This window comes from Edwardsiella sp. A.80236 (assembly GCF_044540725.1).
Classification (GTDB): Bacteria; Pseudomonadota; Gammaproteobacteria; order Enterobacterales; family Enterobacteriaceae; genus Edwardsiella; species Edwardsiella tarda.
Genome location: NZ_JBIUCY010000005.1, coordinates 101896 through 116331 on the forward strand (window position 1 = coordinate 101896; position 14436 = coordinate 116331).

10 protein-coding genes are annotated in these 14436 nt (G+C 62.1%); 7 read left to right on the forward strand and 3 right to left on the reverse strand.

Annotated elements, in window-relative coordinates; translation table 11 throughout:
- Positions 1–49: 49 nt before the first annotated feature.
- From glpC to glpA, 3 genes are read right to left on the reverse strand one after another with little or no spacing between them, the layout of a single operon-like run.
- Complete coding sequence (glpC, locus tag ACEQFP_RS06485; protein ID WP_005289875.1) at positions 50–1249, reverse strand: anaerobic glycerol-3-phosphate dehydrogenase subunit GlpC; 1200 nt, start codon at positions 1247–1249, stop codon at positions 50–52.
- Positions 1246–2511 carry a glycerol-3-phosphate dehydrogenase subunit GlpB gene (glpB, locus tag ACEQFP_RS06490; protein WP_005296191.1) on the reverse strand — a complete coding sequence of 422 codons (1266 nt, stop codon included), beginning with the start codon at positions 2509–2511 and terminating at the stop codon, positions 1246–1248. The genes glpC and glpB overlap by 4 nt, the downstream gene beginning before the upstream one ends.
- Positions 2501–4150, reverse strand: coding sequence for an anaerobic glycerol-3-phosphate dehydrogenase subunit A (gene glpA, locus ACEQFP_RS06495; RefSeq protein WP_005289871.1), 1650 nt, complete (start codon positions 4148–4150; stop codon positions 2501–2503). The genes glpB and glpA overlap by 11 nt, the downstream gene beginning before the upstream one ends.
- A gap of 428 nt (positions 4151–4578) precedes the next feature.
- On the opposite strand from glpA, the gene glpT reads away from it, so the two are divergent.
- From glpT to kch, 7 genes are all read left to right on the forward strand, one after another.
- Positions 4579–5934 carry a glycerol-3-phosphate transporter gene (glpT, locus tag ACEQFP_RS06500; RefSeq protein WP_109610940.1) on the forward strand — a complete coding sequence of 452 codons (1356 nt, stop codon included), beginning with the start codon at positions 4579–4581 and terminating at the stop codon, positions 5932–5934.
- Between the two features lie 111 nt (positions 5935–6045).
- Entirely contained in the window at positions 6046–7119 is a 1074-nt protein-coding gene (glpQ, locus tag ACEQFP_RS06505) for a glycerophosphodiester phosphodiesterase (protein WP_005289865.1), read from the forward strand.
- Positions 7120–7343: 224 nt separating this feature from the next.
- Positions 7344–7955: a glutathione S-transferase gene (locus ACEQFP_RS06510; RefSeq protein ID WP_005289863.1), complete on the forward strand. Its 612-nt coding sequence runs from the start codon at positions 7344–7346 to the stop codon at positions 7953–7955.
- A 106-nt stretch (positions 7956–8061) separates the two neighbouring features.
- Complete coding sequence (gene selA / locus ACEQFP_RS06515; protein ID WP_396464046.1) at positions 8062–9453, forward strand: L-seryl-tRNA(Sec) selenium transferase; 1392 nt, start codon at positions 8062–8064, stop codon at positions 9451–9453.
- Positions 9450–11327, forward strand: coding sequence for a selenocysteine-specific translation elongation factor (gene selB, locus ACEQFP_RS06520; RefSeq protein WP_396464048.1), 1878 nt, complete (start codon positions 9450–9452; stop codon positions 11325–11327). Before selA ends, selB begins: the two co-directional genes overlap by 4 nt.
- Positions 11328–11481: 154 nt before the next feature.
- A complete protein-coding gene (locus tag ACEQFP_RS06525; protein WP_005289856.1) occupies positions 11482–13011 on the forward strand; it encodes an aldehyde dehydrogenase family protein in 1530 nt (509 codons plus the stop codon).
- Between the two features lie 105 nt (positions 13012–13116).
- The gene (gene kch, locus ACEQFP_RS06530; RefSeq protein WP_005289854.1) at positions 13117–14403 is read left to right on the forward strand and encodes a voltage-gated potassium channel protein; all 1287 of its coding nucleotides are present in this window, start codon (positions 13117–13119) and stop codon (positions 14401–14403) included.
- The last annotated feature ends 33 nt before the right edge of the window (positions 14404–14436 follow it).

Consider the following 14436-nt stretch of genomic DNA (forward strand, 5'->3'; position numbering starts at 1 on the left):
TCACTCAAAAATTATCATGACAAGTTAGGGGAAAATAGCGTATCAAGCCTTACGCCAAGGCCTGCGCCAGCAGGGTGATCGGATGCTCGCAGCGCTTGCTGGTTGACATCTCGATCTGCCACTTGCAGGTCTCGCAGTCGGTCACCACCAGATCCACCCCACTGGCTTCGATCTGGCGGAACAATCCGGCGCCGATGCCTTGGGCGGTCTCGTAGTTCTCCTTCTTGAAACCGTAAGTACCGGCGATCCCGCAGCATTGAGAGTCGAGGATGATCAGCTCGACGCCGGGGATCATCTGCAACAACGCCAGGGTATAGGGCGCCCATCCCATGCGTTCCATATGGCACGGCGTATGGTAGGCGATCTTCAGATTCAGCGGCTTGAGGGGCAGCGTGCGGCCAGCGTCGAGCAGGCGATAGAGATGACGCGTCGCCAGCTCCACCCGATCCCGCACCGGCGTGGTATCGATATCCAACACATGTGGATACTCGTCGCGCAGCATAAAGGTACAGCTCGACGAGGTCGCCACCACCGGGATCCCCTTCTCTAACACCGCTTCGCTCAGGGAGTCGGCGTTCACCCGCGCCTGCTTCTTGGCCTGCTCGATGAAGCCGTTGGCCACCAGCGGCACGCCGCAGCACTTCTCGCGCGACAGCAGTTGAACCCCGATGTCCATGGCATTAAATACCCGCACCAGATCCTTGCCCAGCTGCGGGTGGTTGTAGTTGACGTAGCAGCCGTGGAAAAACGCCACCTGCTCCGTGAAGCGTGCCTGCTCGCTCGCCTGCTTGCGCATCCAGCTACGGAAGGTGCCGTGGGAGTATTTGGGCAACTCACGACGATGGTCGATCTTCAACGCCTTATCCAGCAGTTGACGCACCGGCTTCAGACCGGTGGTGGCGTTGATCAACGGCGCGAACGGCGTCGACAGCGTCCCCATCAGATCGGTATGGCTGAGGATGGCGTCGCGCAGCTTCGGCTTGTGATTACCGTACTGGGTCTTGGCGCGCAGGATGATGTCGCCGATCTTCACGTCGGACGGGCAGGCCACCTCGCAACGCTTACAGTTGGTGCAATACTTCAGCGCCTCATCATACAGTTGCGGATCTTTCAGCCGCAGACGCTCGCCATCCGGGCCGGCCTGCTTCGGGCCGGGATAGGCCGGGTTAACCTTCGCCACCGGGCAGTAGGTGGTGCACACGGTGCATTTGATGCATTGTTCAAAGCTGTTGTCAGCAGGCAGACTCATTGTGCCTCCTCCGCCAAAATCTGTTGCGCGGCGTGCAGGGCGGTAAGCAGGGAGACCCCGGCGCCACAGCCCTGATGGATCGGATCATAACCGCCCAGCACGGCGCCGGCGGCATACAGGTTATGCAGGGTCGCGCCATCGACGCGGGCGCGTTGGCTGGCGTCGGTACGCACCCCAAATTGGAGATAGGGTTGCGGGGCAAACATCGATGCCTGGCACCACGCGCCACGCTCGGCCTCCGCGATCACCTCCAGGCCAAACACCGGCTCGCGCACGCCGGCAAAGTCGGCGCGTAACCCGTTGCTAAAGAAGCTACCGCTGGCCAGCACCACATGGCGAGGACGCAAGGGAATGTCGCCGTGGTTGCGGGTATACAGGCGCGTCACGCGCCCCGCCTCACACTCGGCACTCACCACCGTGTCGCCCGGCATGATCAGGCCGCCCAACGCCTGGAAACGGCGGCGCAGCTGCTGATGAATATGGATCCCTAACACCGACGGCGGCAGGGTCGGCAACAGCATCAACGGGCGTGAGACCGCCGCGCGTAGCTGCGCCAAGGCATCGTCGCAATCCACCCCGATACAGGCGGGCAGGAAGATGGCGTCGACGTCGGCCGCGTGGCGATTGAGTTCGTCGGCCAGCAGGCGGCGATTCTCCGCCACGTCGAGCACCCGGGCGATGTTGACCGCACGGAACTCGCTCGGGTTGGCGCGTAGGCGATCCAACGCCGGCAGCGTCAGCTCCACCACCTGGCAATGCGCACCCTGCTCCTGTAGGGAACCCGCCACCAATTGCGGCTGGAAGTCGAGAAATCCCTCGATGCCCGCCACCAGAATACGTTGCCACGGCAGCGCGCTCGCCACATCGCTGACCGGCACCTCATTCGGGCTCAACCAAGTCAGGCGACGGGTCCCCAGCGGGGTCACCCGCAGGTGGTTGCGTCGATGATCGCCGACCAGCGCCAGACCGCTACGCTCCAGCAGGCGCTCGGCCTCCAGCGCATAACGGGAAAAGTGCTCGCCGCCCAGCAGGCTATAGGGGTGCTGCGGCGCCTGACGCTGCAGCTCGTCGATCGCCGCACACGGCTCGGTGACCGCCGTACCATCCGGCAGGCGCGACAACAGATCGAAGGAGCCGGAGGAGAAGTGCAACGCGCTCTGCCCGGCGCTGACGATGGCGCAACGCTGTCCGGCCTCCGCCAGGCGAATGCCGCACACCAAACCGGCCAGACCGCCGCCGATCATCACCGTATCAAATTTCATCGTCATTCTCCCCACGCTGCGGCGGCACGGCATCCATACCGCACAACCCCTGGTAAACCCAACTGGTAAATTCGCTTTCGCGTAATGCATCGCCCCAAGCGATCGGGCGGATCCCCTTCCAACGCTCGTTCAGGAAGTGAGAGAGCTGCTCGATGGATTGTTGCGGCGTGGTGACCTTAAAGCGATTCAGCAGACCGGCGGCGCGGCACGCGCACAGCTCGCCCTGGCAGGTCCCCATCCCCACTCGGGTACGACGGCGCAGATCCACCAGGTTATTCACCGTCAGGGAGTCGACCGCGTAGCGGACCTCACCGGCGGTCACCGCCTCGCACTCGCATACCAGGCTGCTATTCAACCGATCGCCGCTCAGCAGACGGTCGGCGCGATCGCCATGGCGATACACCGCCGAGCCGCGGATCGGCGCCGGTAGGGAGATCACCTTGCGCAGCGTCTCTTCAGCCGACTGTTCAGAGCCAGGCAGCGGCTCGCTGGCGGTGGTACAGGGCGTGGTGACGCCCAACTTCTCGCACACCTTATCCGTGGCCCATTCGGCCATCAACCGGTAGGTCATCAGCTTGCCGCCGGTGATGGTGATGAACCCCTCCATCCCATCGCGCGCGGCGTGATCGAGCAGCACGATACCGCGGCTCACGTTACGACCGCTCGGGTCATCGTCGCTGGCCACCAACGGACGAACCCCGGCATAGGCGCGCAGGATGCGGGTTGCCGCCAGCTTCGGCGCCAACTTTTCGCCTTCACGGATCAGGACATCGACCTCCTGCGGCGTGACCAGCATGTTATCGATCTGATCGTAGTCGATATGGGTCGAGGTGGTGCCGATCAGCGAGATGGTGTCGCCCGGCACCAGGATGTCGGCATCCGCCGGCTTACGGCAGCGGTTGATCACCATGTTGTTGATGCGGTGGCCGAGGATCAGCAGCGCCCCCTTGGCGGGGAACATCTTGATGCGCAGATCGGCGTATTCGGCGATGTGCTGCCCCCAGATCCCGGCGGCATTCACCACGATCTGCGCGTGAATGTCGTAGCGCTGCCCCGACTTATGGTCGAGAACGCGCACCCCGTTGACCCGATCGCCTTGGCGCAGCAGGCCACACACTTCGTGATAGGTCAGTGCCTGGGCGCCATGTTCGCGCGCATCCAGCATGTTGGCCGCCGTCAGGCGGAAAGGGTCGACCGTGCCATCCGGCACACGTACCGCCCCAATCAGACGCGGGTTAGCCGCCGGCTCAAGGCGCAGCGCCTCAGCCGGATCGATGGCCTGCGCCTCGATACCGGCGGCCCGGCAGGCCTCGACAAAACGCGGTTGATAGGCCAGATCGTCTTCCGGCAAGGTGATAAACAACCCATCGGTGCGCTCGACACAGTGGCGGGCGATGCGTTTTAGAATGCGGTTCTCTTCAATACATTCACGCGCTGATTCACCGTCGGTCACCGCATAACGGGCACCGCTGTGTAGCAAACCATGATTACGGCCTGTCGCGCCCGTGGCGATGTCGTGACGCTCCAGCAGAATACAACGCAGGCCGCGGCGCGCGCAGTCACGGGCGATACCGGCGCCGGTGGCGCCGCCGCCGATAATGACGACGTCAGTTTCCTGTGATGCGGGGCTCTGTAACATGAGTGGCTCCCAAGCCAAAGAGTGGTAATGCGCTTAGTAAGCCATATTGCGGACTAAAAATGTTTGATAAGGAGCAAATACGCGCACAAAACGAAAATAGAAAGACCATAAAAGCTCATCAATGTGATCAATATCACCCTAGCGCGACGCATATATCATACAAATTACCTTATTTTTTTACTCAATCGGTTAATTTGTCGCTCAATTTCATAAAAGTGTAACAATATGAGGACTCTCTCACAGTCTGATTGTTCGCAATTGCCTATCCTGCGCTCGAAAATGAAAACGAAAAGGGTATCTGGCGGCATAATTCACTGCTAGGCGCGCCTATTTTGTTTTTTTACCTATGAGCGTGTGCCTTAACCGATTTCACTGGGGAAGCGGATTTAGGACCAAACAAACAATAAATAACGTCATCGGAGAGAGTTATGTTAAGCATGTTTAAGCCCGCGGCGCATAAGTCGCGGTTGCCAGACGCGCAGATAGACCCGACCTATCGTCGTCTGCGCTGGCAGATTTTTATGGGGATCTTCTTTGGCTACGCCGCTTACTACCTGGTGCGTAAAAACTTCACCCTGGCGATGCCCTACCTGGTCGAGCAAGGCTTCTCCCGTGGCGATCTCGGTTTTGCCCTCTCCGGCATCTCCATCGCTTACGGCTTCTCTAAATTCATCATGGGGTCGGTCTCTGACCGCTCCAACCCGCGCGTCTTCCTGCCAGCCGGCCTGATCCTGGCCGCCGTGGTGATGTTGGTGATGGGCTTCGTCCCGTGGGCCACCTCCAGCATCATGGTGATGTTCGTACTGCTGTTCTTGTGCGGCTGGTTCCAGGGAATGGGGTGGCCGCCGTGTGGCCGTACCATGGTGCACTGGTGGTCGCAGAAGGAGCGCGGCGGGATCGTGTCGGTATGGAACTGCGCCCATAACGTGGGCGGTGGCCTGCCGCCGCTGCTGTTCCTGCTGGGGATGGCCTGGTTCAACGACTGGCATGCCGCACTCTATATGCCCGCCTTCGCCGCCATCCTGGTCGCCCTGTTCGCCTTCGCCATGATGCGTGACACCCCGCAATCCTGCGGCCTGCCGCCGATCGAAGAGTATAAGAACGACTACCCGGACGACTACTCCGCCAAGGCGGAGCAGGAGCTGACCGCCAAGCAGATCTTCATGCAGTATGTCTTCCCCAACAAGCTGCTGTGGTATATCGCCATCGCCAACGTATTTGTCTATCTGCTGCGTTACGGCATCCTGGACTGGTCACCGACCTACCTGAAAGAGGTGAAACACTTCGCGCTGGATAAGTCCTCCTGGGCCTACTTCCTGTACGAGTATGCCGGTATCCCAGGGACCCTTATCTGCGGCTGGATGTCTGACAAGGTCTTCCGCGGTAACCGTGGTGCCACCGGGGTGTTCTTTATGACCCTGGTCACCATCGCCACCATCGTTTACTGGCTTAACCCGGCGGGTAACCCCAACGTCGATATGACCTGCATGATCATCATCGGCTTCCTGATCTATGGTCCGGTGATGCTGATCGGCCTGCACGCCCTGGAACTGGCACCGAAGAAAGCGGCCGGTACCGCGGCAGGCTTCACCGGCCTGTTCGGCTACCTGGGTGGCTCCGTGGCCGCCAGCGCCATCGTCGGTTACACCGTCGACTTCTTCGGCTGGAACGGTGGCTTCATGGTGATGATCGGCGGCGGCATCCTGGCCGTCATCCTGCTGCTGGTGGTGATGATCAACGAGCACAAACAGCATCTGCGCGAGCAAGCAGAGAAGCGAGCCTAAGCCTCAACGGCGGCGCCTCATGCGCCGTCCTGCTTAACCGAAGGCTGTGCCGCGCATGCGGGGTGCAGCCTTTTTTGTAGCCTTAACCCCACCAGAGATAAGGATAATTCTATGAAAATTAATGCAATAGTAGCCAGTCTCCTGCTCGGCGGCACCTTGGCGATGAGCGCCTATGCCGCGAATGATAAAGTGGTCATCGCTCACCGTGGCGCCAGCGGCTATCTGCCGGAGCATACCCTGCCAGCCAAGGCGATGGCCTACGCCCAAGGCGCTGATTTTCTAGAGCAGGACCTGGTGATGACCAAGGACGATCAGTTGGTGGTGTTACATGACCACTATCTGGACCGGGTAACCGACGTCGCCGAGCGCTTCCCCAACCGAGCGCGTAAGGATGGCCGCTACTACGCCATCGACTTCACCTTAGATGAGATCAAATCGCTCAAATTCACCGAAGGGTTCGATCTCGAAAAGGGTAAGAAAGTACAGAGCTATCCGGGCCGCTTCCCGATGGGGAAATCCGACTTCCGCGTGCATACCTTTGAGGAGGAGATCGAGTTTGTCCAGGGGCTCAACCACTCGACCGGTAAGAACATCGGCATCTACCCCGAAATCAAGGCGCCGTGGTTCCACCAGCAGGAGGGTAAAGACATCTCCGCCAAGGTGTTGCAAGTCCTCAAACAGTACGGCTATAGCGCTAAGGATGACAACGTCTACCTGCAATGCTTCGATGCCAACGAGCTCAAACGTATCAAGCATGAGCTGATGCCGAAGAACGGACAGAACCTCAAGCTAGTACAGTTGATCGCCTACACCGACTGGAACGAAACCCAAGAGAAGAAGCCGGACGGTACCTGGGTCAACTACAGCTACGACTGGATGTTTAAACCGGGCGCGATGAAACAGATCGCCCAATATGCCGACGGCATCGGGCCGGATTACCACATGCTGGTCAGCGCCGACTCACGCAAGGGCGACATCAAGCTGACGGAAATGGTGAAGGAGGCGCATGCCAACAAGATGGCGGTCCACCCCTACACCATCCGGGCCGATAAGCTGCCGGACTACGTGAGCAACGTCGACCAGCTGTATGAGGTGATCTACAACCAGGCGGGCGTCGATGGGGTATTCACCGACTTCCCGGACAAAGGCGTGCAATTCCTGCAGAAGCAGGGGCAGCATCAGTAAGTCGTCACCGGGGGGATAGCGGCACCTCTCCCCTCTCCTCGCATTGTGGCGGGTCGGGCGTCATCATCGCCATGCCTCAGCGACACGCTCCCCCGCCCACTCGCGTCGAGTTCATTCTCGCCAACGCGAGCACAGTCTCATCGATCAAAACTCTGCCATACTAGAGCACGGCGGCGCATCCCCTTCCCCTTTGCGCACGCGCCGCCCGCTAACCGGAGGCCCGCATGAAACTGATCGGCAGCTATACCAGTCCCTTTGTGCGTAAGATCTTTGTGCTGCTGTTGGAGAAGCAGCTCACCTTCGAATTCGTCAGCGACAACCCCTATCTCGACGACGCACGCGTGCTCGCCGTCAATCCGCTGGGTAAGGTTCCGGCCCTGATCGCCGACGACGGGGAGATCGTCTTCGACTCCCCTCTGGTCGCCGAGTACCTCGACGCGTTGACGGCGGCCCCCCGTTTCCTGCCGCAGGATCGTACCGAGGCGTTGCGTGTACGCCAGGTCGAGGCGTTGGCCGATGGGATCTGCGACGCCGCCGTCACCATCGTCCGCGAGCTACGCCGTCCGGCGGAGCGCCAAGATAGCGCGGAACTACAACGCCAACGCGCCAAGATCCAGCGCGGATTGGATGCGCTAGAGCGGCAGGTCGCCGAACGGCGCTGGCTGAATGGGCCAGAACTCAACCTGGCGGATATCGCCACCGGCTGCTGCCTGAGCTACCTCAACTTCCGCCGCGTCTATCCCAACTGGTGTGTCGGGCGCCCGGCCTTGGTCTGCCTGGCGGAACGTCTATTCCAACGCGACAGCTTCCTGCGGACCGTACCGCCTGCCGACTAAGGCGGACACCGGCGGCGGCATGTCACTGTATTCCTCCGCCGCCAGCCTTTATCATGGGGGAAATGTCGCCCAGCGTAGCTAGCAGATAAAGGTACGGAATAGTCCAATGAGTTCAGATCATCAGGCGCTTTACAGCCAGATCCCCGCGATCGACACCCTGTTGCGTACGCCGCCCTGCGTCGCCCTACAGGCGCAATACGGCAGTCAACTCGTGACCCAGACCCTGCGGGCGCTGCAACAGCAGGCCCGCGATGCCATTCAACAGCATCAGGCGTTACCCGACTGGTGCGTGGACTGGGCGCAGGCCTGTGCCAGGCAGATCGCCACCGCCCTCACCCCCGCCCTGCGCCGAGTCTTCAATCTGACCGGAACGGTACTGCATACCAACCTGGGGCGGGCGCTGCTGGCCGAGCAGGCTATCGCCGCCGCCAGCCAGGCGATGGAGAGCGCGGTCACCCTGGAGTACGATTTGGACGATGCCGGACGCGGCCACCGCGACCGCGCCATCGCCGATCGGCTGTGCGCCCTGACCGGAGCCGAGGATGCCTGCCTGGTGAACAACAACGCGGCGGCGGTGCTACTGATGCTGGCCGCCCTGGCGCCGGGACGCGAGGTGATCGTCTCGCGCGGTGAACTGGTGGAGATCGGCGGCGCCTTCCGCATCCCTGACGTGATGACCCAAGCCGGCTGCCGCCTGCATGAGGTGGGCACCACCAACCGCACTCATCTGCACGACTACCGCCAGGCCATCAATGAACAGAGTGCGCTGTTGATGAAGGTGCATACCAGCAACTACGCCATCAGCGGCTTCACCGCCGCCGTCGGCGAGGCCGAGCTGGTCGCCTTGGGGCATGAGCATGGCCTGCCGGTGATCAGCGATCTGGGCAGCGGTTCGCTGCTGGACATGACCCGCTACGGCCTGCCGGCCGAACCGATGCCGCAACGCCTGCTGGCCGACGGCGTCGATCTGGTCAGCTTCTCCGGCGACAAGCTACTGGGCGGGCCGCAGGCTGGGATCATCGTGGGACGGCGCGATCTGATCCGCCGCCTGCAACGCCATCCGCTCAAGCGCGCCCTACGCTGTGGCAAGATGACCCTGGCGGCGCTGGACGCCACCCTGCAACTCTATCAACAGCCGGAGAAACTGAGCCAGGCGCTGCCCACCTTGCGCCACCTGACGCGCGAGGCCGGTGCGATCGCCGCCTGCGGCGAACGCCTACTCAGCCAGCTACGCCCCCACTACCAGGCGACATTCGACCTGGCGTTGGAGGCGTGCCTCTCTCAGATCGGCAGCGGCTCGCTACCGGTGGATCGCCTGCCCAGCTACGCCATTACCATCACGCCTCGCGATGGACGCGGCGGCACCCTGACGGCGCTGGCCGAACGCTGGCGCGCCCTGCCTTGCCCGGTCATCGGCCGGATCCAGGAGGGTAAACTGTGGCTCGATCTCCGTTGCCTAGAAGATGAACAGGCGTTACTACAGGAGCTGTGCCAATGATCATCGCTACCGCCGGACACGTCGATCACGGCAAAACCACCCTACTGCACGCCTTGACTGGGGTCGATACCGACCGTCTACCGGAAGAGAAACGGCGCGGCATGACCATCGATCTCGGCTACGCCTACCTCCCCTTGGCGGATGGACGCGTGCTCGGCTTTATCGACGTGCCCGGACATGAGAAGTTTCTCGCCAACATGTTAGCCGGCATCGGCGGCATCCCACACGCCCTGCTGGTGGTCGCCTGCGATGACGGCGTGATGGCGCAGACGCGCGAACATTTACTGCTGCTGCGTCTGGCGGGGCGCCCGACACTGACCGTGGCGCTGACCAAGGCGACGCGGGCGGATGAGGCGCAGCGAGCACGAGTTCGCGCCCAGGTGCAGGCCCTGCTGGCCGAGCAGGGCTGGCCCGACGCGCCGCTGTTCGAGACGGATGCCCTCAGCGGCCTGGGCATCGACGCCCTGCGTCAACACCTGCTTAGCCAGAGTGCGGCTCCGGCCCGCGTCGATCGCCGCTTCCGCTTGGCCATCGACCGCGCCTTCAGCGTCAAAGGCAGTGGCTTGGTGGTGACCGGTACCGCGCTGGCGGGCCGAGTACGCGTCGGCGATACCCTGTGGCTGACTGGCTGCGACAAGCCGGTGCGGGTACGTACCCTGCACGCCCAGAATCGCGACACCCTGGAGGCCGAGGCGGGCCAACGTGTGGCGCTGAACATCAGCGGTGACGTCGAGAAGGCGCAGATCCAACGCGGCGACTGGCTACTGGCCCAACGTCCCGCCGTTCCGCCGGCCCAACGGATCCTGGTGGCGTTGGATGGCGTCGCCCCGTTGCAACACTGGCAACCGTTGCATCTGCACCATGCCGCCCGCCACATCACCGGGCGCCTCTCGCTGCTGGAGACGCACTCCACCGCCCAAGGGGAGGATCTGGCGGAGCTGATCCTCGATCAGCCCCTGTGGCTGGCGGAGGGCGACACGCTGATCCTGCGCGACATCGCGGCGCGCCACACCCTAGGGGCCGCGCGGGTGTTACAGCTCACGGCGCCACGCCGGGGTAAGCGCCAACCCGCCTTCCTCGAGACGCTACGTCGCCTGACACAAGCGAGCGACGATGCCGCGGTGCTGGCGTTACGCTTGCCCAACGCGACGCTCAGCGTCGCCGAGCTGGGTTGGGCGCGTCAACTGAGCGACAGCGCCTGTCAGGCGCTGCTGGCGCGCGACGATCTGCTGCTGGTCGGCGACCATCTGCTCAGTCGGACGACGGCAGAGCAGCTGCGCCAACGCCTGCTGGAGACGCTGGCGCAATACCATCAACAGCATGGCGATCAGCTCGGTGTCGGGCGCGCTCGCCTGCGACGCATGGCGCTGCCGACCGAAGCGGAAAGCCTGGTGTTCCATCTCCTCGGCGAGTTGCTGGCCGAAGGGGCGCTGTGCAACAGCCGGGGGTGGTTACATCTACCGCAGCACAACATCGCCATGACGCCGCCACAGCTCGCCCTGTGGCAACGCGCCGCCCCACTGTTTGCCGATGACCCCTGGTGGGTGCGCGATCTGGCGACCACGCTCGGCGCCGAGGAGGATGAGATGCGCCAAACGCTACGCCAGGCGGCGCTGCTCGGCCACATCACCGCCGTGGTGCGTGACCGCTACTATCGTACCGAACGCCTCTACCAATTCGCCGATCTGATCCGCCAGATGGATGTCCGCCAAGGCAGCACCAGCGCGGCCGACTTCCGTGATCAGCTCGGCATTGGCCGTAAGCTGGCGGTACAGATCCTCGAGTTCTTCGATCGCAGCGGCTTCACTCGGCGACGCGCCAACGACCATCTGTTACGCGATCGTGCGCTCTTCTGTAGCGATGAAGTCAATTAAGTGATGCGAAAAAGTTGCTAAATCTGTGAGCCACAGCGGATATTACTCGGTGGTCGGTGTCGAGGCGGCGGAATGCCGCCTATGCTGACAGGATGACTGCGTTATTGCCTGTTACCCGCCAGCCTCGCTGGCGCCATCTGCCAAGGAGACAGTAATGACCGATCACCACCCCTTTACACCGGCCAGCGCCGGCTCTCCGCTACAACTCAAGGCGCGCTACGACAACTTCATCAACGGCCAGTGGCAAGCGCCCGTCGACGGCCACTACTTCATCAACCTAACGCCCATCACCGGCCAACCCCTGTGTGAGATTGCCAGCTCGGGGCGGCGCGACGTCGATCTGGCATTAGATGCCGCCCATGCCGCCCGCCAAGCCTGGGGGGAGACCTCGGTGCAGCAGCGCGCCACCCTGCTGAATAAGATCGCCGATCGTATGGAGCAGCACCTGGTGCAGCTGGCCCACGCCGAGACCTGGGACAACGGCAAGCCGATCCGCGAGACCCTCAACGCCGACGTACCGCTGGCCATCGACCACTTCCGTTACTTCGCCGCCTGTATTCGCGCCCAAGAGGGCGGAATTAGCGAGCTGGACCATGAGACCGTCGCCTACCACTTCCATGAGCCCCTCGGCGTCGTCGGCCAGATCATTCCCTGGAACTTCCCACTGTTGATGGCCTGCTGGAAACTGGCGCCGGCGCTGGCTGCCGGTAACTGCGTGGTCCTCAAGCCCGCCAAACTGACCCCGATGTCGATCCTGGTACTGATGGAGTTTATCGGCGACCTGCTCCCGCCTGGGGTAATCAACGTGGTCAACGGCTCAGGGGGCGATATCGGCGAGTACCTGGCCACCTCGCCGCGTATCGCCAAAGTCGCCTTTACCGGCTCGACCGAAGTCGGCCAACGCATCATGGGCTACGCCGCCCAGAATGTGATCCCGGTGACCCTGGAGCTGGGCGGAAAATCGCCCAATATCTTCTTCGAGGATGTGATGGATCGGGAGGATGCCTTCTTCGACAAGGCATTGGAGGGGTTAGCCATGTTCGCCTTCAACCAGGGCGAGGTCTGCACCTGTCCCAGCCGGGCGCTGATCCAGGAGTCGATCTACGAGCGCTTCATCGAGCGGGCCCTGCGGCGCGTCGAGGCCATTCGCTGTGGCAACCCCCTCGATCCCCATACCCAGATGGGCGCCCAAGTCTCCGCCGGCCAGATGGAAACCATCCTGAACTACATCGCCCTGGGGCAGCAGGAGGGGGCGCAGTTACTGACCGGCGGCGGCGTGCAGCGCCTGGAGGGGGCGTTGGCCCAAGGCTACTACCTGCAACCCACCATCCTGCGCGGTGACAACGCGATGCGCATCTTCCAAGAGGAGATCTTCGGCCCGGTGCTGGCGGTGACCACCTTCCGCGATCGCGATGAGGCGCTGGCGTTGGCTAACGATAGCCACTATGGTCTCGGCGCCGGTGTCTGGACGCGTAACGGCACCCTGGCCTACCAGATGGGGCGGGGTATTCAGGCCGGTCGCGTCTGGACCAACTGTTACCACGCCTACCCGGCCCACGCCGCCTTCGGCGGCTACAAGCAATCGGGGATTGGCCGCGAGACCCATAAGATGATGCTGGAACACTACCAGCAGACCAAGTGCCTACTGGTCAGCTACAGCGACCGGGCGCAGGGCTTTTTCTGATTTTTATTTTTCACCGCTCCGCGACCCGCCGCTCTGGCGGGTCGCCCTATTCATAAACGCATATTCGCGTTACACTTTTTATTATTTCCTTTAGCACGAATCGCCATGAAAAGACTGTTCCACCGCGTCTATAACCTGTTTCACCCCTCTTGGGTTCTCGCCCTATTGGTCGCCCTCGAAGGCTACCTGTTTGCCGAACCGGTGGTGATCCAGGCGTTTCGTTATGTCCCCGGCGCCTTGCAGACCTTCCACAGTTGGAAAGAGGCGCTCTCCATGGTGAACCTGTTGGAGATCCCGCGGGTAATGCTGGGGGTGGCGCTGATCCTGATGTCCATCGGCCTGGTGTTACGCGCCCGTGTCGCCTGGGCATTCACCCTGCTGCTGCTGCTCGCCATCGCCATCTTGTCGCTGATCCAGGATCCCAGCCTGCCCATCTGGCAGGCCCAAGATCTGGTGCGCCTGCTGTGGCATGACTTCAGCCAGTGGACCTGGCAGGATATCTCGCTGACCAGCCTAGAGAACTACAGCCATAACCTGACGCTATATACCCTGGTGTTACTGGCTCTGCTGATCCGCTATTGGGAGCGCTTCGACCGGGCCAGTCTGGCGGCCGGTTCTCTGTTCGCCTTAGTCAGCTTTGTCTCGTTGCTGATCTACGCCCTCTTCGGCTCGCTCTATCTGGGCGATGAGTTCAAGCCGCCGATCCTCGACGTGGTCACCGCCTTCTACTTCTCGGTGGTTAGCATGTCGACCGTCGGTTACGGCGATATCGTGCCCTATACCGCGACGGCACGGCTGTTCACCCTCTCGGTGATCGTGATGGGGATTACGGTATTCGCCACCTCAGTCAGCGCCATCATCGGCCCGGTGATCGGCGGCAATCTTAAACGCATGGTTAAAGGCAGGATCTCTCACGTGATGCGGAAAAACCACTTTATCATCGCCGGCGCCTCGCCGCTGGCCCTCAGTATCTACAACGGATTGAAAGCGCGCGGCGACGCCATCACCGCCATCGTGCCGATGGGGATCCCGCACGAGTATCCCCAGGACGCCGACGTGGTGGTTGGCGACCCCTCCAGCGCCGAGGTGCTGACGGAGGCAGGCGCACCACGGGCGCTCTACATCCTGGCGCTGCGCGAAGATGACGCGGAGAACGCCTTTATCGTCCTGGCGGCCAAAGAGGTGGCGGGGAGCGGCACCAAGACCATCTCGCTGGTCAACGCCAGTAAGCATCTCCAGAAGATTAAGCGGGTACAGCCGGATATGGTGTTCTCGCTACAGCAGTTGGGCAGCGAGCTGTTGGTACGAACCCTGAGCGGAGAGCCGATCGACAATAAGCTGATCACCGAGCTGTTCTTCGGCAAAGAGGAACCGGTAGAGGGCGAGAGTTAATCCCGGTGAGCACCGGTAAGAGACGGTCAGCCC

Bases quoted from the DNA above. Each gene is read 5' to 3' on its own strand.
- glpC (WP_005289875.1), bottom strand. From the start codon at position 1,249: ATGAGTCTGCCTGCTGACAACAGCTTTGAACAATGCATCAAATGCACC.
- glpB (WP_005296191.1), bottom strand. From the start codon at position 2,511: ATGAAATTTGATACGGTGATGATCGGCGGCGGTCTGGCCGGTTTGGTG.
- glpA (WP_005289871.1), bottom strand. From the start codon at position 4,150: ATGTTACAGAGCCCCGCATCACAGGAAACTGACGTCGTCATTATCGGC.
- glpT (WP_109610940.1), top strand. From the start codon at position 4,579: ATGTTAAGCATGTTTAAGCCCGCGGCGCATAAGTCGCGGTTGCCAGAC.
- glpQ (WP_005289865.1), top strand. From the start codon at position 6,046: ATGAAAATTAATGCAATAGTAGCCAGTCTCCTGCTCGGCGGCACCTTG.
- ACEQFP_RS06510 (WP_005289863.1), top strand. From the start codon at position 7,344: ATGAAACTGATCGGCAGCTATACCAGTCCCTTTGTGCGTAAGATCTTT.
- selA (WP_396464046.1), top strand. From the start codon at position 8,062: ATGAGTTCAGATCATCAGGCGCTTTACAGCCAGATCCCCGCGATCGAC.
- selB (WP_396464048.1), top strand. From the start codon at position 9,450: ATGATCATCGCTACCGCCGGACACGTCGATCACGGCAAAACCACCCTA.
- ACEQFP_RS06525 (WP_005289856.1), top strand. From the start codon at position 11,482: ATGACCGATCACCACCCCTTTACACCGGCCAGCGCCGGCTCTCCGCTA.
- kch (WP_005289854.1), top strand. From the start codon at position 13,117: ATGAAAAGACTGTTCCACCGCGTCTATAACCTGTTTCACCCCTCTTGG.